Genomic DNA, 20,677 nt, shown 5'->3' on the forward strand with positions numbered 1-20,677 from the left:
GAACCGGGCCCGCCCCGCTCCCATGTGCCGCCGACCGCACCACCGGTGCAGCCGCGGCCGACCCGCGCATCGCCCGCGCGGGAGCGAGCCGAGAGGCGACCTGACAGCCGGGTGCGACCTGCCGGCCCCGACCCCCGGCGGCCCCGACCCGTCGTCTCGGTCGACCAGCTCAGCCTCGTATCCGCGCCACCCCGTCGAGCGCGGGCGCCGATCCACAGCCTCCTTCCCTCCCCCGCCCCCGTCCGGGGGAGGACCGCGCCGTCGCTGCTGCGGCCCGACCACCAGCGCGCCATCCTCGCCCAGCTCGCCGGCGCCATACGCCCCGGCCCGGACATCGACATCCCCCACCTGGTCGAGCTGCTGGCAACCCGCCAGGCCGTGAACGAGATCCCCCGCAAACCGGCCCGTACCACCCGCAGCGGCGTGCAGCTCCTCCTCGACATGGGCCCGTCGATGCGGCCCTTCCTCCGGGACCTGCACCTGCTGGTCCGACAGCTGCGCAGCGTCACCGGACAGGACGAGGTGTGCGTGCTGCGTTTCGCAGGCGAACCGGACCTGGTCGGCGACCTGGACGGCGAGATCCGCAACCGTCCGTACCGGCCGCCGGTCAGCGCCTGTGCCGTGCTCGTCGCCACGGACGCGGGCATCGCAGCGGGCGCCTCCGGCACACCCCCGCCATGCCGCCGCGACTGGCTCGCCCTCGCGCACACCGTCCACGGCGCCGGCTGCCCGCTGATCCTCCTCGTGCCCTACCCACCGCCGCGCTGGCCCGCTTGGGCCACCCGCCACCTCACACTCGCCACCTGGGACCGCACCACCGACGTCGCGGGCGCCCGCAGGGCGGCCGACCGGGCCGCCGGCCTGGCCCGGAGCCCACTATGACCGCCGCCACGCGCATCGCCCGGCTCCGGCACAGCAATCCCGCAGCGGCCGAGCTGGCGACGCTCTGCTCACTCGCGGTCCGCGTGGAGCCGGCGCTGCTGCGCAACCTGCGGCTGCTGCTCCCGCACGCCGACGCAGCGGCCGAGGCCGACCTATGGTTCAGCGACCTGGTCACAGCCCGCGACGCCACCGCGATCGCACTCGACCCGGCCGTGGCCGACACACTACGCCAGGACCTTTCAGCCCCCACCCGCGCACGACTGCTGGCCGACGCCAGGCGGCTCATCAGCTCCGCCCACCACAACGCCCACTGGTCGGTGCGGCTGGAGGAACAGGTGCACTACCTGGACACCACCAGGCCGCCAGGAGCCCGCGAGGAGATCGAACAGCTGCTGCTCGCCGGCCTGGAAGAACTGAACCGGCAACGCGACCCGGGCGTGGCCCGGTGGCTGCTCGGCGCCGTCGCACGTCTACCGACGAACCTCGCCGACACACTCCTCCCACGCGTCGCCGTGGTCGCCGCCGGCGCCCACCTCGACGGGCGCGCCGACCGGGTCACCGAGAGCCTCACGGCAGCGGAATCCGCAGTCTGGCTGCCCTGGCTCCTCCAGTCACTGCCGACCACACTGCTCCCGGTGCAGCTCCTGAACGGCGCCGTCGTGCTCGGAGCACCCGGCGAGAACTCGTTCCTGCTGGACGATATTCCCGACACCGACCCGCTGATCCTCGAGGTCCGCTGGGAGGACGGCGAGCAAGCCCACAGCCACCGCGTGGCGCTGCGCCCCGGCGAACCCGTCCAGGTGGAGACCGGAACCGACGACGTCACCCTGGTCACCCTCGCAGGCCGGGCGTTCCGGCTCGGCCGCACGGAACGGGCCTCCCGGTTCGACCCCGGCGGACTGAGGTACGAGGCGCTGAAGGCCACACTGCGCCCCTGCCTCGGCCGGGAGGACGAGCTGGCCCGGTTGAGGACCGCCCTGGCGGACAACTCGATGGACCGCGGATGGATCGTCGTCCCCGGTCCGCAGGATGTGGGAAAGTCCGTGTTGCTGGTCGCCGCCGCTGACGAGTTGCGTAGCCACGGGGTCGCCGTCATCGAGCACTTCTACGGCACCGGGCCGCCCGAGCACGACGATCCGGATGTGGTGGCGGCGTCCCTGATCGCACAACTGGTCGCCGAGTACCGAGCGTTCCGGGCCGATACCATCCTGTTTACCTCAGCGGCGGAGAACAAGGCCCGCCGCGCCAGGCCAGAGCCGGATTCCGTCGTTGTCCTGGAGCAGTTGCTACGGACACTGGCCGACCATAAGACTTTTCTCGAACGTCCGCTGGTGATCCTGATCGACGGCCGCGATGCCGTCGGCCACAACAACATCCTCGAACAGCCGCCCGTGCCGCTACCCGACTGGCCACCAGACGGTGTGCGGTACGCGGTCGGAGTGCGGGCCGACCAGCCCGTTCTCGACCACCGGCGGCCAGGGCAGCAGCAGCGGCGGCAGCGGCGGTGGCAGGTTGTCAACCATGACAGACAGAGCGACAGGGCCGTCTGCCATGCCATGCTCGACCGCGACCGTGCAGGCCTGATAGCCGCGTTCGGCGGTGCCGTCCCGAATGAAGCGCTCCTCGATGAGGCCGACAGCGTGCCCGGCAGACTCTCACGGCTGCTCCACTGGCTCCTGCAGCAGCCTGCGGGAACGGCAGCGCTCGACGCGATCCCGCCATCGCTCACGACCCGCTGGGACGATGCCCTGAACACGTTGGCAGGGCGGTCCGGGCATTGGACACAAGGGGACAGTCATCCCCTACGTTTCTGGCTGTTCCTCCTGGTCGCCGCCGACGGACGCAACACCTGGGCAGACTGCGCCAACCTCATGCCCGATCCACCGGAGGGTGTGGGCACATGGGAGCAGTTCCGCCTCGCCTGCACCGCCAACAGGCTGGTCTGTCCCTCCGGCGTCGACGACCTGGTCCACCTGTCGGACCCTTCAGTAGCCGTTCGACTACGCGAACTCGACGGGGCCGCAGACTTCCTGATCGCTCTTCATCGCCGGCTCGCGCAACTCGAGAGCTCCGGCCCGCACGGCGACAGTGCCACCCTGCGCGCCGCAGCAGTCCACCACGCACTCGAAGCGTCCGACCTCCCCCGTGCCGTCGATCTCTGCCTCGATCTGAGGTACCTCCGGCTCCGCTACGCCGAGGACCCCGCAGCCCTCATCACCGATCTGACAGCCGTCACCACCGCCACCGACGATCCCCGAGTGGAGGGCATGCGGCAAGCCGTCCACGCCCTGGCCAAGAACCGGGTCGTGCCGGCCCACTTCGCCGACCGACTCCACGACCGGCTACGAAAGGAGATCGCGGACGGCGACTGGCTCGACAAGGTATTCCAGGAACCGCTCGCCCGACCGCCACTGCGGGTGACCCGTGTCCTGGACCACGACGCACTGCGGGGAGCAACGCTGCCCCGCCGCGAGCCGGGCCCCGTCCTGGCTTGCTCCATGCTCCCGGACGACTCCACGCTGCTCCTAGAGCGTGAGGCCGTGCGGTTCCTCGAGGAGCCCGGCTTCACACGCGTGCCGCCGTCCCCACTGAAGGGTGCGGTGGCGGGCCCGGCCGGTTCGTTCACAGCGTGGTCAGAGCGCGAAGTCGTTGTCATCCGAACCCTGAGGCCTGGACTGAGCCAGCCCGTCATCATCGAGCTAGGGCGCCCTCCGAAGGTCGTGGACTTCGCCGCCTGCTTCGCCTCTGCCACCGTCCTTGCCACCCCCGAGGGCACTGTGCGCCACTATGACGGGGACCCCTACTCGAAGACCCGGTCCGAGCGGCTGCTCGTCGGCCACGGCGCCCGCATTACGGCTGCCGCAGACGGCGAGATGCTCCTCACCGCCAGCCAGGACGGCACAATCAGGCTGTGGGACACCGGACGCAACCGGGCACGTGTATTTACCGGGCACCGGGGTGCCGTTCGCTGCGCCACCTACTTCCCCGACGGCCGGAAGTTCGTATCCGGCGGGGACGACGGCATGGTGCTCCAGTGGAGCGCCGACCAGCGCACCCCTGCGCTGTCCTGGGCGGGACACGTGGGGCCGGTGCTGGCGGTGACGGTACTGGCGGACGAACGCGTGGTTTCCGCGTCGGCCGACAACACACTCCGCGTATGGCCCCCGACCGAAGACGGTCCGGTGGTCCTCACCGGACACGAGGACGCCGTGACCGGCTGTCTGGAAACGGCAGGCGGCATACTCTCCTGGAGCGCCGACGGTACGGTCCGGCTCTGGTCCCCGCGCGGTGGCCCCGCCTGGCACGTGGCACGTGGCTTCCCCGGGGGCATCCGGTCCATGACAGCAGTCGGCTACCGGTACACGGTGCTCTGCGGTGACGGTTCGGTCGAGGCCCGGATCCTGCCAACCAGGCCATCCGACGTGCACGTTGGCCTCGGCTGCCTTGCGGTGCGGGGCGAGGATGTACTCGCGGGCGTCGAGGCGCAGATCGCGGTGGTGAACCGAGACGGTACGCCCGGAGCGTCCCATCGGGTAGGGATGAGGCCGCAGGGGCTGTCCACCACTCCGGGAGAGGAACCAGCACTGCTCATCGGTGACGAGGGAGAACTCTGGACCCTGGACGGTGAAGGCCGGACCTCACCCTTTGCGGCCGAGCCACCGGATGGTAGCTACGTGGGTCTGGGTACGTTGGGGCTCGCGGCGACCCAGTATCGGTACGAGGCCACGCTTGCAGTGCGCTATCCCGGGATGGCGGCCGCGACGGGCGCCTGGCACCTGCAGGTCGCGAGCATGGACCTATCCTTTCTGAACGCCATCCTTTTGCCCGCGTCCGTCACGGCACTCGCTAGCGGCGGTCCGGTTCCCGGCCTTCGCGATCGCATCGTGGTCGCCGGAACTGAGACCGGCAACGTCCATCTCGTCGACGGCGCCACGGGCGAGGAGTGGCGCACACTCGTCAGTGGCGCCAAGGGAGCGATCACCGCGGTGGCGGTCGCGGACGGCGGGAACATCGTCATCGGCGCCGGTGACGGGAACCTCCGGGTCGTACCCGTCGAGGCGCCGGGGACATCCGACGTTCGGCACGCCCATGACGGACCAGTTTCCGTCCTCGCCACCGCTGGTGCCAGGGTGGTATCCGGCGGTCAGGACGGCCGATTGATGCTCTGGGACGTCGCCGAGTCCGAACCTGTGCACACTGTCGTCCTGGAAGGCGCCGTCACCGCCGTTGCCGCAGCCGACACCTGGCTTGCGGCACGCGACGCCTCTGGAAAGCTCTGGTTGCTCGACCTCGATCCCGCGGCGCCTCTAACGGACAGCAGCCCCTTCTCCCAGCCTGGTACCGCGAGCGTCGACATCACGGATGTGGCCGTGGAGGGAAATACGCCGGACCAGGAGCTCGTGGTCCGCTGCCGTCTCTCCGCCGCGGTGGACCTCGAACTCCGCGCGGTGCTCCTCAGCGTGGGAACCACGGAGCTGCCGACGAGTATGTCGCTCGATGCCAAGGCTGCACCGGACCCCATCTGGGCCGCAGTCGAACCCGATGGCGCTCTGCGGCTTCCGCTCTGGCTCTCGGCTGGGGAAGACCTCGATTTGTGGATGCGCACCCCATGGCGGTCGGCCGACCTACCTCCGGTCGATGATCTCACCGTGACACTTCGCCTCGCCTCCCCATACCGCGCCTGGCGGCTGGAGGTGCTTCGCGTGCAAGGTACGGCGCGCGTGTGACCGGCGCGGTTTTGGTTGTCTCCTCGGTCGACCCGTCGAGCCGCCCAGGCCGTCGCGCCCGGTGTTCGAATGAGGCCTTCTTCGTCTGCTCTGCTGCCGGTCTGGCCACCCGTTGGTCCGATCGTCGGCTCGGCGGCGTGCCCCGGGGCACGCCGCCGTCCCCAGCCGGCCGTCCTGCCGCTGGTGCCGCCGCTAACTTGGCCAGTCCCCTGCTGCCCCGCCGTCCGGATCGGGCGCGAGCCGCCTGGTGCGCGCCGTCCTTGCCGGATTCGCTGACCCTTGATCTTCACGTGCGAACCGATCGCCCCGATCGAGAGGGGGTGCTGCTCCCGCCCCGGCCGGTGCCGATGTCGGCCCGGGCCGACACGGCGGTCGCCGTCACGACCAGCGTGAGGGCCGCGACGCCGGCGGTCGTGGTCAGCTTACGCTCTGGCACCTCGTCGATCCCTTCTCCGCAAGCGGCGACGCCACGCGCCACACGCCCTTGTCGGACAGCTCCAGCCCGACCGTCCAGTCCGTGTAGTCGTTGATGCTGGGGGTGGTCGTCAGGACCTTGCCGGTCGAGACCTCCTTGGCGTAGCCCTTGGACTGGTCCTCGCAGTACGCCACCACGGCGTGGGTGGCATCCTTCGGCTCGACGGTCAGCGCGTAGTAGCGGCTCGTCCCGGTGATCGTCAGCCCCTTGGACTTCAGCTGCTGGACGGCCTGGTTCATGTACGCGCCGGCCGTGCCCGTGTAGGCGTACAGCATTCCGGGCGTGTTGATGTCGCCCTTGGCCTGCGCCTCGTTGAACGCCTTCAGCGCGTAGGAGAGGTCCTGGGCGACTTTGTCCTTGACGGCGTCTGTGCTGGGCTTGAAGTCGACCTGGACGGTGAAGTCCTGCGGCAGGGCGATAGGCGGCGCGCTGCGGAGCTGGGTGGCGGCAGGACTTGGGGTTGCGGACGCCGTGGCCGTCGTGGGACCGCTCTGGGCGCCGGTGATGTCGCTGGAGGGCTTGGAGCCGCTGGAGGAACAGCCGGCCAGGATCCCGACGAGCAGGACGGCTGCCGCCGCAGCCGAGGTGGTGCGCATCGCGTGCCTACGGATGGCGTTGGTCATGAAGGTGTTCTCCCGTCCCCTTGGTTCAACCAGGGGCCATTGTTCCTGTACGGCCTGGGCGGTGGTGCTGCCCACAGCGTCCCGCACTGTCTGCCGCCTTGTTCCGCCGCGCGGCCCTCGGTCCGCCGCCGGTCGCTGACGTCGCAACCCGCTGCGCCGTGTGCGTCGGGCCGCCGTCATCTGCCCGGTTGCCGTTTCGGTACCGTCCGCCGTCCGCCGTCCGTCCCGTCCTGTGCCCGGCTGGCCGGAATCCGCCCGGCCACGGCCCGGCCCGCCGCCTGGTCCGCTTGGGCCGTCGCCCGCGCGCACCGCGGCCGCCGGTTCGCCGTCGGCAGGGTCCTGACGGAGCGACTTGGAAATGGGCCGATCTGGGTAGGCTGGCTCACGGTGCCTGCCAGTCCCGAGACCGACGTCCGGGCCTGCTGCCACCGGGTGTCGGACGCCGGCCGTTTGTGCTCGGCGCGGCGTGGCGTCCCGGTTCGGCTGCACACGCGCAGGGCCCTGGTGGGCAAGCCGAAAGGGCCGACTCACTGGGGACACACGGCGTGGACGCCGGACCAGTACAGGGAGATCGACTGGACCGCTGTCCTCCTGTCAGCGGCTACTCGGCGAACCAGTGCTCACGGGGGTCGACCACGATCACCTCCCACCCGCTCCCGACCACGACCGTGCCGTCGGGAGCGATGGCGACGGAATTGACGTCCGCGGGCTGGGGAAGCACCGCGACCGTTTCACACGTGGTCAGGTCCCACACGCGGACGGTCCGGTCCGAGCTGCCGGTCACGGCGACCGGCCGGCCGGCCACCGTTGTGCACGCCACCGCCTTCACATGGTCGGTGTGGCCTACGAGCACGGCCCGTTCGGTACGGGTGCCCAGGTCCCAGACGCAGGCCGTGCCGTTCTGCCCGGCGGTCACAGCCACCGGACGTCCGGCGAGGTCGACGCATGCGACCGGGCTTGGCCAGCTGGCTGCAATGGTCATGAACGAATACTCGGCGGTGACGAGATCCAAGATCCGGAGCTCTCCCTTACTGCTGCAGGCGAACACCACCGGCCGACCGTCGAGGACCGTGCAGGCCACGGCATCCACCCGTTGACCGTGGTACGAGAAGCCGACCACCTGCTCTCCGGTTCTCAGGTCCCACGCGCTCAACCATCCCTCTCTGCTCCCCAAGACCACGATCGCCCGCCCGTCGACCGTGGTGCACGCGGCGGCATCGATCATTCCACTCGCCGGGCTGGGCAGGACCGCGCGACGGGTCCCGGAGGCCAGGTCCCACAACCACGCGTCACCGGTCATGCCACCGCTGACCGCGATCGTTCGGCCGTCGACGACCGCGCACGCCAGTGCCCACAGAGGCGTCTTCTGCCCCCTGAGGACGGCCCGTTGCGCGCCCGTCGCCAGTTCCCACACGCGTACGGTGCCGTCCGAACTGCCCGTCAGGACGACGGGCACACCCCCGATCTCGGAGAACACCGTTGCCCGCACCGTATCGCTGTGACCTCGCTGACCGGTCGGCTCCGCCCGGGACGTCAGGTCCCACACCCGGAGCGTCCGGTCCCGGCTCGCGGTGACGGCGACAGGAAGCCCGTCCACCACGGCAAACGCCACCCCTTTGACGTCGTCGTTGTGGCCGCCCAGTTCGACCAGCGGCTCGCAGGCCGCAAGGTCCCACACCCGCACCGAACCGTCATTGCTCCCGGTCACCGCGATCGGAGTACCGCCGACCGTGGTGCACGCCAGGGCCTCCACATGGTCGGTGTGTCCGCTGAGCCGGGCCTGTGGTTCGCCCGTCTCCAGATCCCACACCCCCACGTCGCCGAACCAGGCACCCGTCACCGCGACAGGCCGGCCGTCCACCACCGTGCACGCCAACGCACCGACCTTGGGCTCGTCCGGGCCGAAGGACCGGACCTCCTTGGTGGTCAGGTCCCACATCATCATGCGCTCGCAAAAGGGCGCGATGACGGCGAAGGGCTCGCCGTCGATCTCGACGCAGGCGACCGCGACCACTTGGCCGCCCTCGGTCGCCGCCCTGATCCGGGCAAGCCGCTGCCCCGTGGTCAGGTCCCACATCCTCACCCACCCGTCCCAGCCCCCGGTGACGGCGATCGGACGGCCGTCGACCACCGAGCACGCCACCGTCACCACCCAGTCGGTGTGGCCCGTCAGGACGGCGCGCTCGGTACAGGTGATCAGATCCCAGATCCGCACCGTGTTGTCCCAGCCGACGGTGACGGCCACCGGCCGGCCGTCCACCTCCGCGCACGCGATCGCCGGCACGAGGGTCCCGTGCCCCTCGGGCAGAACACGTTGCCGGTCCGTGGCCAGGTCCCACACCCGCAGGGAGCCGTTCTCGCCCGCACTGACCGCCACCGGGCGCCCGTCGACGACAGTGGTCGCCACCGAGTCCAACCCGATCGGGTGGCCCAGGCTCGCCTCCAGCTGGGGGCTGGTCTGCATGCCGGTGGCCCAGCGGGGACGCCAGGCCAGCCCGAGGCAGAGCTCCCGGTGCAGGGACTCGGCCCGGAATCGGAGCGAATCGAGCGCCAGCAGGAACCGGCGCTCGTCGACCGGCCCGTCCCGGTGGCGGTCGACCGATGCGAGGTACACGGCGCGGACCAGACGGCCGTGATCGGCCCGGGCGGTGTTCAGCGCCGGGAGCAGCGCGTCCGGGTGGGCCCGGACGACGAACTCGGTGTCCGGCAGAAGCTCGTCGATCCGGCCCGCCGCGGCAGCATGGGTGGCCAGGTGGCGCAGCAGGTACGGGGATGCGAAACCCCAGTCGGCAGTACCCTCGGCGCCGAGCGGGAGGGTGTCGAGCAGCGCGCGGTGCACGGTCGCGGCGTGCTCCGGTCGAGCCGTGTGGTCGGTCAGCGCCTGGTGGAAATACCGGTACCGCCGTCGCCCGTCGGAGTCCGTCGCGGTACGGAGGTAGAACGCGGCCTGCGTCAGGGCCTCCCGGGTGTCCTGGATGCTTGAAGGCCGCGGGTTGCCGCCGGCCTGGGCGAGGGCGGAGGCGACGGCATGGATCAGGTCGAGGGGCATGCCCTGGCCCTGGGCGTGGCCGAGTACGGCCAGCACCCGGCCGATCCACGGGGTGGTGGCGGCCAGGCGTGCGACGTGGAGGTCGAACATCTCGGTGAGCTCGCACGGCGGCTGCGCGATGTCCGGCTGGTCGCCGGCGTCGGCCGGGATGTCCGGCGGCGTGCTCAGGAGGTGGTCGGCGTAGAGGGCGGCGATCAGGAAAGCGCCGTGCTCGGCCCCGTGGGCCAGGCGATGGGCCGCGGCCGCCGCGGTGGCGGGTGAGTGCCGGGGGTAGAGGAGGTCCGTCAGGTATTGCCCCAGGTCTTTGGCGAGGTCGTCGCGGTTCTGGGCGTCGAGATCGAGGAGGGTCCCGCCTCCCTCGGTCGCCGCGTCCTTCAGCTTGGCCAGGAGGTCCCACCAGGGACGGGTGCCGATCACCACCCGGCACTCCGGGGCGGCGTCGTCCGGGCCGAACCCGGACAGGGGCAGCAACAGCTCGCGCACGAGACCTCGGGGGTCGGCGGCCTCGTCGAGGGCGTCGAGGACGAGGACGACCGGCCCGGCGGACCTCAGCTGTTCGATCAGTCCTCTGGTGCTCCGGGACTTCCCTGCATCGTCCGCTGTCGGACCGTCCAGTTGGCCCTGCAGGGACTCCACGACCTGTCGGGTGGTGAGTTGACGGGCGTGGACCGCCAGGACCCGTGCCTGCGGACGCGGCCGGAAGCCGTGCACCCGCGACAGGACGCGCTTTCGTACCGCCGAGAGCGCCGGGTGGGTGAGACAGGCGGTGACTCCGAGCAGGGCCGACTTCCCCGAGCCGGGCCCACCGGTGACCACCAGCAGCCGGCCCTGGTCGCGGTCGACGTCGTTCAGCCAGGTCTCGATGCGGCTGAGCTGTTCGCCGCGCCCGCTGAAGAGGCAGCCGTCGGCACGCGTCGTACCGACCGCCCGGGAGACGAAGTGCAGCACGTCCAGGCCGGGATCGCTGTCGACCGCGAACTGGCGCAGCGCGGCGTCGGTGCGGGTGAGGAATCGGTCGGCGAGGTCCTGAGAGTACCCCGGGTTCAGGAAGAACGCCGGTGGCTGAAGCACTGCCTCGTCGTGCGGGGTGCGCACCACGGTCTGCCCGCCGTCGCCGGTTCCGGCCGTGCGCCGGAGTTCACGATCGATCTCCACGGCCAGGGTGTCCACCGGCACGTACTCCAGCTCCGGCGACAGGTCCAGCAGGCCCTTGGCGAGCCGGTCCAGCACCGTGGCTGTGGCGCTGCTGAACCGGGCGCCGTACGCGGCTTCGTCGGCCGCGCAGGCCGCGATGACCCACGCTTTGCGTCGCACCCCGGACAGCCGGAGCGCGCTCTGCGCGGCCAACGCCTGGCCGCCGCCGCAGACGTCCAGCAGGAACAGGGTGGGTCCGACGCGCCGGGAGTTCTCGACCCTGCGGATGAGTCCGCCGCTGCTCAGAGCCGTGGCGGGCAGATCGGTCACGTCGCTGTCGCGCACGACGAGGTAGAGGTCGTCACCTTCGATCGCGCCATGACCGCAGAAGTGGACGACCAGGGGGTCCTCTGCCTGCCAGAGGCGCTCCAGGGTCGATTTGGCCGTCTCGACGTCGGGATCGTGCAGGGGCTCGCCCGCCGGCACCCCGGCCCGACCGAGGGCGTGGGCCACCCGTTCGACAGCCCCGGCCACACTGGGCAAAGGTGCGAAAGGCGTTGTGCTGTTCGCCTGGTCCTCCTCCGAGACCACCTGCTTCGCGAACCCGCCCACCCCGATCACCAGCGAACGAACCGGCACCTGCCGTCCTCCCCTTCATTGCTACCCGGGTCGCCCCGACGACGTGAGTGGCGTCACATGACGAGCCGTCAGGACAGAAGATAGGGCGCGAGTGCCGCAGCCGGCAGGCCGTTCGCCAGATAGCCGCCCAGGGTGTGGAAGTCCACCGCTCCGATGTTCGTCGCCGCGTGCCGGTCGACGGGGAAGGCTCCTCCGAGCTCCGGGGGCAGCGCGACCAGATCGCCGACATCGGCGATGTTGACCCACCGCCCGACACCGGACGGCCTGGGGGCGCGCCCGGCTCGCGGCCCGGGCTCCAGCTTCCGCGTCACGAACGGCAGCCCCAGCGGCGAGCCGAGCGTCACCAGAAGCTCCACCTCCAGCTCCGGGAATGCGTGCAAGGCCTCGTAGGTCACCACCGAGCCCAGCGAATGCGCGACCACCACCCTCGGCCGGTGCAGCCGGATCGCGTCCGCGACCACGTCCCGGGCCGCCCGCCGGGCCTCTGGGCGGGTCAGGTAGGCGTTCACCTCCCTCAGCACCCCGACCACGAGACGGGACACCCGGTCCACCGCCGCCTCACGGAGCCGCGAGACCGGACCGGCACCCGTACGGTGGTACACCAGACGACCCACCGCCTGTCGCAGCGGCGCCAGCAGCACGGCCTGCGGCTCCGCAGGTTGCGGAACCCCGGCCACCACTAGCCACTCCCACGCCTCTGCCAGCTCCGCCTCCGACAGCCCGTCCATCGGCGCACCGCCGGCCTGCGCCTCCGCCGGACCGGACAGCAGCACATGCGCGTAGTAGGCCATGACCACTTCCGGCACCGGCATGTGCCCCAGCCCTGCGGCCACCAGCCCCCGTCCGAGGTGCGGGCGCGCACGCTCGGCCAACCCTGCCGCGGCCTCCTCCGGCGTCAACCCGCTCTGCAGGTTCCAGATCCCGTGCACCAGCATGACCGGTCCCACTGCCCACCCCCACGCGCCCCGACCGGCTTTCCCGGCCCCTGCCCCACCTCTACCCGCCCGGAAGCGGCGGCGCATCCACTTCCGGGCTTTTCGGCGTGCCTGCCGGGTCGTTTCCGCCCGGGTGCCGGGGGAGTGACCTCTCCGGCCCGCCGCTGCTCACCTCCCGCCGCCCGCCGCCCGTCGGGCCGTTTTGGCCAGGTGTGGTCTCTTCGCCCGGCCCGACGCCGCCGCCCGTCCTGGCCGTACCGCCGCTGCGCCGCCTGCCGGGCCGCTGCCGCGCCTGTCCCGCCGGCCCGGTCCGTCCGTTTCGGGCGCTCCCGTGCCGGGCCGCCCCCCCCAGGGTCGCCGTCCGGCCGCTGTCCGCCGAGCGTCGGGCCCTGCGAGTCCGCCGCGTGTTCCGTTCCGGCCCCGCTCGCCGCCTCCCGCCGTGCCCGCCGGCGCTGCCCGTCCCGCCGCCTCCCGCCAGTCCGCCCGTTTCGGGCGCCCCCGCGCCGCTGCCCGCGCCCGCCCGCAGCCCCCGCCGGGCCGCTCCCCAGGGTCGTCGTCCGTCCCGCTGCCGCGCCCGCGCCCGACGCCGCCGTGCGGCCCGCCCGTTTCGGGCGCCGGTCCGCCTCCCGTTGTGCTACGCCCCTCCGCCTGTCGTCCGCTCCTGTCCGCTTCCGGCTGCCCGCCTGCCGCCGTCCGGCCGGCCCGACGGAACGGGCCGCCGCGGCCTGGCTGGCCTCCGGCCGCCCGCTGCCGGCCGCCTCAGCGTCCTCACTACCTACGGCGCGTCCCGTCCCCGCCGGCCCGTTCCGTCGGGCCGGCCCGCTGGCTCGTCCCGTCCTCGCGTGCACCCGCCCGCCGTCGGCTGCGCGGCCTGGCCGGGGACGGCAGGGCCCCGGGGAGGCTAGGCTGCAAACCCATGACGTTCTATCAACTTGCCGATGGTTCACCGCCGGACTGGACCGACAAGGTCTCCGCCGTGGGTACGGTCGGAGCCTCGGTCGTTACCTTTATCGCGCTGTTCGTGACGATCAGGTTCGCCAAGCGGGATCGACGTCGGGCCGAGTTGTTGCGGCAGGCGGATCTGGCCCAAGCCGCCGTCGATCGGACTGAGGCAGACCGGAGGCTGCGGGACGAACGGTTGGCATCAGACCAGAGGTTGCGGGACGAGCGAGTGGACGCAGACCGGCGACAGGTTCGTGATTGGCAGGCAGCCAGCACCCTCGCGCTGCTGGAGCGGATAGCTGGTTTTCAGGCCGTTCTGGTGGACGCCTCGGATGGGGTCACTCAGCCCGCGCGGTGGCAGGCGAGGTCCCATGCCCTCACCGCTCTTCGGGCCGGTGGACAGTCCCATGCTCTGGCTCTTGGAAGCCCACAGGGCACGACGCTGTACCGCAACCTGGTCGCTTTGGCGGGCACTCAGGAGCGGCACTTGGATGCCCTGGCCGAAACTTCGGGTGAGCAGCAGATTGTTGATGCTGTCAGCAAGGCGAACGACCTGGACCTGCGTAGGTACTCGCGGTATGTGCGCCTGTGGTTGCACCAGCTCATCGAGACCGGGTCGATTCCCGATGCCGCGGTGGGCTCGTACCCCGGAAACCCGGACCTGCCGGTGATTGACGGTGCTGATAAGCGGGCTCCATGGGTACCGATCCTCCAGCCACCTGGCTGGAAGGAGGACACGAACATGGACTCCGACGACCCGCAGTTCTGCCCGCTGCCGTAACGCTGCGGCAACACTCGTCTGTCCGGCCACCCGCTCTCACTGCCGTCCGCCCCGAGGCCGCCGCCGGGCCGTCCCTGGCGGCCGACGCCCCCGGGCCGCCGGTCGGCCACCTCCGTCCTGCCGCCAGCTACCGCCCCCGGGGGCGTCGGCCGCCCTCAGCGTCCTCACCGCCCGCGACCCGTTCTGCCCCGCTGTCCGGACCGCTGGCCTGTCCCGCCCTTGCGTACACCCGCCCGCCGTACCGGCGCGGCTCGGCCGGCTGCCGATACCCGGCCGGCGTCCAACCCCGTCTGTGCTGCGGTGAAATCCATTGGTGGGATGGCTTGTTGGTGCACTACTGGTGGTGTGGCCCTCTTCCGGGAAGTCTGCATTTGCGAATAGCCCCGGCTTCGGTCGGGGCCCTCGTCGTTTCTCCCGGCCGCCTGGCCGCCGCTGCGCACCATTTGGTCCTGCCGCCCGCGGGCCGTCCCACCGTCCCGCCCCGTCGGCCTGGCTGGCCCAGGGGCGCCGCACACCATCCGTCCTGCCGGCCGCCCGCAGCCTGGCCGGCCTCCGGCCGCTTGCCGCCTCTGCCTGTCGGTGTCCTCGGCGGGCAGGCCCGCCGTCCGGGGCCGTCGCCATCCGGGGGCGGCCGCCCGCGGCCGGGCCTGCCCCTATTGCCCTTCCTGCTCTCGTTGGACCCGCCGGACCCGCTACCTGTCCTGCATCGGCGGCCGTCTTCGGGGGACGTCGCCGACCGCCGACTCCTTTGGCCGCCCCTGTCGGCTCGCCAGCGGTCCCGCTCGCCGCCGTCCTGTACTGGTTGCGCCCCCCGGCCTCCGCCGGCCGGCCGGCGTCCACCGTCCCCGCCCCTGCCGCTGGAGTCCACCGCCCGGGCCGCCTGCGGTGCCTGTCGGCCGGAGGGCCAAGGGGCGGCTGCTGCGCCCGCTTCCGGGAGGTCTGCTTCTACAAGTGGCCCCGGCTTCGGCCGGAGCCTTCGGCGTTCCGTCCCTCGCTGCCCGGCTGCCTGCTGGTGCGTGTCCGCCGCTACGCCGTCGTAGCCGCCTGGCCTGTCGTGTGCGGCGTTCCGGCGCCCGCCCCCGCTGGCTGCCCTGGGACGGCGCTGCTGGCCTCTCTGCCGCACCCGCCGCGGTTCGCTGCCGGCCCGGCTGTTCCCGGTCCACCAGGAGCTCCTGGACGCGGGTCCGGTACCGCTGCAACCGCGGGTGACGGTCCGATCGGCTCCTCCCTCGCCCGCTGCCGGCCCCTGGTGTCCGCCGTTCTGGTGCCCCGACCTGGCCGCCCGGTACCGCTGTCGGCCACGGCCAGGCCGGCCGCCCGGCCGCGACCGGCAACTGGCCTGACCCGCCGACAGCTCCTCCCCTGCCCGCCGGCCGCTACCTCCGGTCCCGCCACTCCGCTGGGGGGAGATGGGTTTTCGTGGAGTCGCCGATCCGGTCCGCCCAGAAGGTGCCGACGAGCACCGGCCTGGTGAGAAGGGCGTCGTCGGCCCGCTGGGTGGCGCCGAAGAATCCCAGCTCCTCCGAGGCGAGGTCCCCCAGGTAGGTGTACTGCAGGAAGATGTCGTGGGTGTCCGTGTACTCGGTGAGATCGGCCGCGAGCCGGGACGGCGCGCGGCCCACCAGCGGGATCCCGGCCAGAAGGACCTGGGGGCCGCGCAGCGCGTCGACGGCAACCCCCGCCAGGCGCCCGGCGCAGAAGTAGGCGGTGACAGCCGGCCAGGCCGGTGTGTGCGGGTGGTTGAACTCGCGGCTCACCACCGGCCCGTAGTGCGGTACGTCCCTCCTCCACGGGCCGAGCTCCAGCACGCCGTGGAGCGCCTCCTCCGCCTCCCCGGGTGTCATCCCGAACCGCAGCGGGCCCACACCATGGAGCGGCTCCGACGTCCAGCGGATCCGCTTCTCCTCCGCGACAACATCCCAGCTCACGTCCCGCTCCCCTTCTCGCCGCCGGTCCTGGAAGCCCGCGGACCCGCCGGCTGGTCCCTCCAGCCCGGGGGAGCCTATGGCAGGGCAACGACACCGCGGCCGCGCCGCAGGTGCGCTCGGCCGGCCGTCCGGTCCGCCTGCGTCCGCCCGGCCTGCCCGGGCCGCTGCGCCGTCGGCCCCGCTGGCTGGCTGCCGTCCGTTGCTGTGCCCGGGGCGGGGTGCGTCGTTCGGTCGGCCGACGCCATCGACCCCGACAGCCGCATCTTGCTGCACGTCGGCGCCGGCTGGGCCGTCTGCCTGGCGGTCGGCTGGGCGCTGCTGAAGCGCTGCTGCCCCGGTGGCCGGGCAGCAGCTCGATACCGCGGGCCGCTCCGCAGGCCGAGCACGCCGCGACCCGAAGTGAACGAGGGGAGGACCCCGGCGCCCGGCCGGGGTCCTCCCCTGCGTGCTGGCCCCGGCCGCGCCGTGCGATCATGGCGCGCATGCCGGAGCCCCAGTCCCTGTCCGAGGTCCGCGAACGCATCGACGCACTCGACGCCGACCTGGTCGAACTTCTCGCCCGCCGTCAGGAGTTGGTCCGCGCGGCGGCCGGGTTCAAGGGCGACGAACAGGCCGTCCGCGCCCCCGACCGGGTGGAACGGGTCATCGCCGCCGTCCAAGCCCGGGCCGAAGCGGCCGGACTCGCCCCGGAGGTCGCCGAGGCCGTCTGGCGCGCCATGATCGGCGCCTTCGTGGAGCTGGAGCTGGCCGAGCACCGCCGCGGACGCCCGGCGGCCCCGCCCGCCACCCCTGGATGGTCTCCACCACGTCGATGACGATCCGCTTGCCGTCGACGACCGCCCACGCCTGCCCGCCGTGCACCTCGATCGCCTTGCCGAACGGCCGCCGGTGCTTGTCCAGCCCCGCGCCCACGGTCTTGACCTCCAGCGCCCGGTAGTTCCCGTTCGGCTTGAGGACCAGACCGTCGAACCGACGGTACTCGCCCAGCCTGGCCGCCTCCGCGGGAGTGAGCTTCGCCCGCACCTCCGGCGACAGCCGGGCCCGCACCTGCCGGGTGTCGACCGTGACCCCGTTCCGCTTGGCGTACGCGGCGGCCAGGGTCTGCTGCTCCGTCCGCCGCGAGACTCGGTCACCGCCGTTGCCTGAGGTGTACCTGCCCCGGCTGTCGCGGCCCCGCGCCCGCCCGGGATCGCCGCCCCGCAGCCCCGGGTGCTTGGCCGGAAATTGGATCAGGAGGCTGTCGTACAGCGCGTGGTCCGAGAACCTATGGAGCGCCTTCCTCTGGACACTGCGACCCCGCTGAGGCGTCGTGCCGTGAGAGGCTAAGTGCGCCAGACCCATGGGACGCACCGCAGGAAGAAGAAGGACAGGGTGTACGTCGCGCGCATCTCCGTCGTGAACATCCGGGGCTTCGCCCGGCAGCGGTCAGTCGACCTGCAGCTGCCCGCGGCCGGTAGCTGGACCGTGCTTGCCGGGCGGAATGGGTCGGGGAAGACCACGCTGCTACGGGCTCTCGCCCTGTCCCTTATCGGGCCTTCCGTGGCCCGATCCTTGGTTCCGGACTTCAGCGGCTGGCTGACGACCCCCACCACCAAGCGCCGGGGCATGGTTACTACGTCCATCGTCCGCGACCACGAGGTCGACAACCTCAATGGTCCCGGGCGCGCCCCGGCCGGTGACTGGGAACTCGGTCTGCAGTGGTCCCAGCCCAGCGAACCGGAGACAGACCCATTCCGACCGCTTCGTCCAGTCATGGACAGCTACCAGGCTCCGAGCCTCGAACGGGGCCCGTGGGCCGAGAACCCCCGGGGATGGTTCTGTGCCGGATACGGACCCTTCCGGCGCCTGATGGGCGGCTCGGGCGAGGCCCAGAGGCTCATGCTCACCCCCGGGCCTGCGGGGCGCATGGTCACCCTGTTCCATGAGGACGCCTCGCTGGCTGAGGGTGTCTCGTGGCTGAGGGAGCTCCACCTGCGCCGCCTGGAGCACCGTAAGGGCGTGAAGGCCCTTCTGGACACCGTCTTGAGCGTACTTTCCGACGGGCTCCTACCGGACGAGTACGAGGCCAAAAGCATCAACTCCGACGGACTGTGGGTGGGCAGAAGAGGCCGTAAGGCCCTCTACCCCCTGCACGAGATGAGTGACGGCTATCGCACCGTTGCCGCCCTCGTCCTGGACATGATCCGTCAGATCCACTCCGTCTACGGTGTTGTCGAGACCGCGAGGACTGCGGAGGGGGGAATCGCCGTTACCGCGCCAGGCGTCGTACTGATCGACGAGGTCGAGACGCACCTGCACGTCACCTGGCAGCAGAGGATCGGCGGCTGGATGCGCGAGCACTTCCCGAACATCCAGTTCATTGTCTCCACCCACAGCCCGTATGTGTGTCAGGCTGCCGATCCCGGCGGACTGATCCGCCTGCCCGGCCCGGACGAGAAGCGCGGGCCTGAGGTGGTCGACGAGCACCTGTACCACAGGATCGTCTACGGCAGTGGTGACGACGCTGCGGTGTCTGAACTGTTCGGCCTGGAGACGCCCTACTCGGACAGGGCACAGGACAAGCGTCGTCGGCTTGTCGTGCTGGAGGAGAAGCTCTATGCCGGTGAGGCGACGGACGATGAGACTGCCGAGTACTCCCGCCTCAGTGACCTTCTGCTGAGCTCGTTGGAGACCCGGGTCACCGAGGTGGCAGCTCGCCTGGGAAGCGACAGGTGATCCCGATCCAGCGGGTCAGCGCACCGCCGCGCGCCCAGAGGCTCCTGACTACATGGTCCATCAGGGTCAAGACCAGCGGAGGGACGCCCAAGGCCGCCAGGGAAGAGTGGAGCAAGGCCCGCGCAGCCAAGAGCCAACTTCAAGGGTTGCTCAAGCAGATGGCACATGGCGCGAGGCGGTGCATGTACTGCGAGGACAACCTAGGTACTGACATCGACCACTTCCAGCCGATCAACAATGCCCCGCACCGCGCCTTCGACTGGCCGAACCACCTCCTGGCATGCTCCCACTGCAACAGCAACGGGAAACGAGACAGCTACCCGTGCGATGCGAACGGAGACTGCCTGCTGGTCGACCCGAGCGCTGAGAACCCTGCCGAACACCTGAGGCTGCTTCTGGCCTCAGGCACATACAAGGGCCTGACGGACAAGGGAGTAACCACGATCAAGGTGTTCGGCCTCAACCGCGAGGATCTAGTACAGGGCAGACAGGCAGCGTTTGTGAAAGCCCGCTCTGTCTTGCGCGACTGGTACCTCCAGCTGCAGACCGGCGACACCGAGGAGGCGGAGGCCATCGCTCAGGCCCTGCGGCTCTCCCCTTTTGCCGGAGTGATGCAAGCCATGGAACGCTTGCCGGCACCCGTAGCCCAAGCAACCTTGGGCACAGACGCGGCAGCGGCCATCGAGGTGTGGCGCACGCACCGCATGTAGCCCGGCACCTGCAACCTCAGCGCCCAGCACGGACCCGACATCTCCTCAGCCGACATCACCCAGAGTGCGGCGACGCAGGGCGAAGTCGTCCACGCCCAGGACCTGCGGTACTTGCCGCGCGGGCAGGGACACCCGCAGCAGCATCCGCAAGGCCGTGGATCGGGAGGCCGGCGCGGCCGGCGCCATCAGCAGCCGCGATGCGGCACGGCCCGCTAACTCCTTGACCACCACGTCCGAGTTGGACTGAGAGGCGACTCGTTCGGCGCTGGTAGTGTTCCAGCAGACTGGGCACCTGCTCACGGAACGTCTGCTGTGGTCACACTGCCGCCAACAACCGAGTACCGGGCAGGCCAGGCGGCGAACACGCACCGTCACGAGCACCCTCCGGCACGTCCGCAAGTGTCGGTGGTGGAAGCCGTGCACCCGGCCCGTTGGCGCCCCGCAGGACGGACAGGGCACCGGACCGTCCTGGGTCCGGGCCGCTGCCCGAATTACCTCGCTCTCGTCCACCACGTCCTCGATCACCAGCGGCGACAACCCGGAAAACACCGTGCCCACAAGCTCGTTGACATCTCGCACGACCTGTCAGCGATGTCCATCACGCTTCGGTACCACCGATTACGGACAGAGCCGTTCTTTTTACAGACCCTTCCATACAAAATGGGCGACCTCTTGCCCATAGCCAACGACGAATCCGACCTCGGTCGCTGCCGCGCATCGGGGCAGGTTGGGCAGCGTCAGACTCCAGTCGGGCTTTCTGGTTGTGAGGTTCCAGACGGTGGCAGTGCTGTCGTCACCGGAGGTGATGACTGCGGGGGTGCCGTCCGGCAGCATCAGTGCGGAAAGGAAGCTCAACTTGCTGCTGGCGAGTTGCAGCGTGTGTCGGCGGTGGCCGGTGTCGAGGTCCCAGGCGATGGCGGTCCCGTCGCTGCTCGCAGTGATGGCTATGGGGGTGTAGTCGGGCAGGGTCAGGGCGGTCACCTGATTCACCGCGTGGGTGTGGCCTTGCAGCGTGTGTCGGCGGTGGCCGGTGTCGAGGTTCCAGGCGATGGCGGTCCCGTCGCTGCTCGCAGTGATGGCTATGGGGGTGTAGTCGGGCAGGGTCAGGGCGGTCACCTGATTCACCGCGTGGGTGTG

The 20,677-nt window shown here is 71.2% G+C and carries 10 protein-coding genes and 2 pseudogenes; 6 read left to right on the forward strand and 6 right to left on the reverse strand.

Annotated features, from left to right (window positions below; genetic code table 11):
- Window positions 1-111: 111 nt before the first annotated feature.
- Window positions 112-882, forward strand: coding sequence for a hypothetical protein (locus ACWEQL_RS21645; RefSeq protein WP_452151912.1), 771 nt, complete (start codon window positions 112-114; stop codon window positions 880-882).
- The gene (locus tag ACWEQL_RS21650; protein WP_452151913.1) at window positions 879-5,609 is read left to right on the forward strand and encodes a hypothetical protein; all 4,731 of its coding nucleotides are present in this window, start codon (window positions 879-881) and stop codon (window positions 5,607-5,609) included. Before ACWEQL_RS21645 ends, ACWEQL_RS21650 begins: the two co-directional genes overlap by 4 nt.
- 417 nt (window positions 5,610-6,026) lie before the next feature.
- On the opposite strand, the gene ACWEQL_RS21655 is transcribed toward ACWEQL_RS21650, so the two are convergent.
- From ACWEQL_RS21655 to ACWEQL_RS21665, 3 genes are all read right to left on the reverse strand, one after another.
- Window positions 6,027-6,707: a hypothetical protein gene (locus ACWEQL_RS21655; RefSeq protein ID WP_452151914.1), complete on the reverse strand. Its 681-nt coding sequence runs from the start codon at window positions 6,705-6,707 to the stop codon at window positions 6,027-6,029.
- A 601-nt stretch (window positions 6,708-7,308) separates the two neighbouring features.
- Complete coding sequence (locus ACWEQL_RS21660) at window positions 7,309-11,529, reverse strand: AAA family ATPase (protein ID WP_452151915.1); 4,221 nt, start codon at window positions 11,527-11,529, stop codon at window positions 7,309-7,311.
- Window positions 11,530-11,597: 68 nt separating this feature from the next.
- Complete coding sequence (locus ACWEQL_RS21665) at window positions 11,598-12,464, reverse strand: hypothetical protein (protein ID WP_452151916.1); 867 nt, start codon at window positions 12,462-12,464, stop codon at window positions 11,598-11,600.
- 916 nt (window positions 12,465-13,380) lie between these two features.
- On the opposite strand from ACWEQL_RS21665, the gene ACWEQL_RS21670 reads away from it, so the two are divergent.
- Window positions 13,381-14,187, forward strand: a complete 807-nt coding sequence (locus ACWEQL_RS21670) for a hypothetical protein (RefSeq protein WP_452151917.1) — start codon at window positions 13,381-13,383, stop codon at window positions 14,185-14,187.
- Between the two features lie 1,376 nt (window positions 14,188-15,563).
- On the opposite strand, the gene ACWEQL_RS21675 is transcribed toward ACWEQL_RS21670, so the two are convergent.
- Window positions 15,564-16,115: a hypothetical protein gene (locus tag ACWEQL_RS21675; RefSeq protein ID WP_452151918.1), complete on the reverse strand. Its 552-nt coding sequence runs from the start codon at window positions 16,113-16,115 to the stop codon at window positions 15,564-15,566.
- 482 nt (window positions 16,116-16,597) lie between these two features.
- On the opposite strand from ACWEQL_RS21675, the gene ACWEQL_RS21680 reads away from it, so the two are divergent.
- The 3 genes from ACWEQL_RS21680 to ACWEQL_RS21690 all read left to right on the forward strand — a co-directional run bounded on the left by ACWEQL_RS21680 (window position 16,598) and on the right by ACWEQL_RS21690 (window position 19,540).
- Complete coding sequence (locus ACWEQL_RS21680; RefSeq protein ID WP_452151919.1) at window positions 16,598-16,930, forward strand: chorismate mutase; 333 nt, start codon at window positions 16,598-16,600, stop codon at window positions 16,928-16,930.
- A 556-nt stretch (window positions 16,931-17,486) separates the two neighbouring features.
- On the forward strand, window positions 17,487-18,830 hold the full coding sequence (locus ACWEQL_RS21685) for an AAA family ATPase (protein ID WP_452151920.1): 1,344 nt from the start codon (window positions 17,487-17,489) through the stop codon (window positions 18,828-18,830).
- On the forward strand, window positions 18,827-19,540 hold the full coding sequence (locus ACWEQL_RS21690; protein WP_452151921.1) for a hypothetical protein: 714 nt from the start codon (window positions 18,827-18,829) through the stop codon (window positions 19,538-19,540). Before ACWEQL_RS21685 ends, ACWEQL_RS21690 begins: the two co-directional genes overlap by 4 nt.
- 66 nt (window positions 19,541-19,606) lie before the next feature.
- Here the strand turns inward: ACWEQL_RS21690 and ACWEQL_RS21695 are convergent.
- Window positions 19,607-20,119: pseudogene (locus tag ACWEQL_RS21695) on the reverse strand (ISL3 family transposase); the annotation flags it as partial.
- A 60-nt stretch (window positions 20,120-20,179) separates the two neighbouring features.
- A pseudogene (locus tag ACWEQL_RS21700) lies at window positions 20,180-20,677 on the reverse strand (hypothetical protein); the annotation flags it as partial.

The organism is Kitasatospora sp. NPDC004240, from assembly GCF_053603215.1.